This window comes from Serratia sp. A07, assembly GCF_058725505.1.
The window spans coordinates 1-1,915 of sequence record NZ_JBZXDO010000138.1 but is presented as its reverse complement, the minus strand read 5'-3'; the positions used below and the strand labels follow the sequence as shown (position 1 = coordinate 1,915).

2 protein-coding genes and 1 pseudogene are annotated in these 1,915 nt (G+C 52.1%); all 3 read right to left on the bottom strand.

From position 1 onward, the window contains the following. Positions 1–95: pseudogene (locus AC4PR2_RS28575) on the bottom strand (tail fiber protein); the annotation flags it as partial. Between the two features lie 49 nt (positions 96–144). After that, positions 145–1,134: a DUF6453 family protein gene (locus AC4PR2_RS28570; RefSeq protein WP_492176008.1), complete on the bottom strand. Its 990-nt coding sequence runs from the start codon at positions 1,132–1,134 to the stop codon at positions 145–147. Between the two features lies 1 nt (position 1,135). Then, positions 1,136–1,915, bottom strand: a 780-nt coding sequence (locus tag AC4PR2_RS28565) for a phage tail tip fiber protein (protein ID WP_492176007.1), incomplete at its 5' end; no start/stop codon positions are given.

Here is a 1,915-nt window from a genome sequence, read left to right as displayed (position 1 = left end):
ATGAAATCACCGGCTTTCAGCTCGGTATTGAACGCCGTCCCCGTACCTTTCACTACGGCGGAGTTGTTCGTTAGGGTCAGAGTGCCTGCGGGCATGATGCTCTCCTAAATCGTTGCATAAAAAAACCGGCTCAGTGGCCGGTTGTTAGAAGTAATGGTCTGCGTTAATAACCATGAGCGGCATCTGTGACGAGTACCATCGGTTTGATGTATTCCACTGGGTCTGTATTCTTCTCCCTGATTCAGAACGCCAGAATTGGACGGCGCTGCCGTTAAACCGATAGCCGCAGCTGTAGTAGTTATAAACCCCGCCGCTACCTTGAGAGTCACCACGCATAAACGCATTAACGGCTAGGGGGATCATTGGCCTGGCTATCCCTGTATCGACCAAATCCTCTGGGTTCCTGCCGACATTAACCGAACGACCATCCCAGACTAACGGCTCTGTATCGCTGGTGAATGTATTATTACCGGCAGCGTTCTTAATCACCATTCCGTAGCCGCTTGGCGTCGGTGGGTAATAACCGCTGTTCATAATGACCACTTTCACATTGGCCGTGGTTAACATCGCTTCACCTGAACCATTATCACGCGATACCGTTAATTCGTTATATTGGACAGCATGGTAAATAGAAACGCCGGGGTCATCGCACCGAACAAAAACAACCTTGGTGTTATCGTTTTGAACGACCGGCAATGTCCATTTGCCGTTAATCGTCACTTCCCCTTTCCACGCAACAAAGCCCAGCCTGGACGAACTGTTAATGCTCATCCAATCCACCGAGTTTTGAATCATTATTCCATACGTGCCGGGAACTGATTGCGGCGGTTGAACCTGGTATATGCTGAACTCGGTAAAAAACGCTTGTTGGTTTGCACTGGAGAAATCAACAATTATCCTACCCCCATCGGTTCGCCATCCAGTAACCCCGCCGTAAGACGGGGGATTTGTCTGACTGCCGAATATATACCCGGTCTGACCAACCAGAAAAACCGGGTTCCCAGCGACGTAATCAGGCGGAGTGTAAATCTTTTGTTTATTGCCATCCGCCCAGGGTTCTTTATCGTTGGCTAATAGTGAAATGCTATTAACCGCCGCCAGCTCTTTGCCATTCATCCACAGGCCATACGCCACGCTACAACCTCCCCATTCTTACCCGCAGATTACCGCCAGCGTCATAAACATTAATCTGGTCGCCGCGTATCTCCATGCGCCCGTTGCCGTCGCCGCCGTTAATCTGGATTTGTCCAGCCCCTGCGCCGCTTTTATCCATCCGCCAGCCGCTGGTTGCGCTGAAATTGTCGGACTGAATAAATCCGCTGATTTTGGCGTTTGTGATTGCTGCATCCGCTATTTTCGCCGACGTGATAGAGGCGTTCTGAATGAAAGCATCGCTGATAAACACCTGGCCGTTGATTACAGCAAACGGCGAGTATTGCGTGTCGCCGCTGCCGCTCATCAGCACGAACTGATTGGCGTTAAATCCGATACGGGTGATGACGGGTTTGCCGGTTTCCGCCAGCACGGCGATCGACATGCCCGCGTTGTAGAACACGCCATTGATACGGACACCGGCTTTCAGCGTGTGGATGGCCGTTGCGCCGTCAGCATCAACGGTTGCCGTCAGCTTGTCCTCCAGTACCGCTGTCACGTCATTAATTTGCGCCTGCACCTGGGTTTTCATCTCGGCCAGAGCGCGATCGACTTCCGCAATCGTGGTTTTTACCACAAGAATATCTGCACGCACCGTGCCGTACTGCGCCCACTGGTGATCCACCGTCGCGTTGTTGGCCAGCGCGTTCTGTAGTTCAGCCTCAATGTTTGTGTTTATATCACTGGTGAGGCGGTCACCGTCCTTATCCGTCAGGAAGCCATCGCCGATGCTCTCCAGGTAGTCACCGGCGTTTGCGTTGGA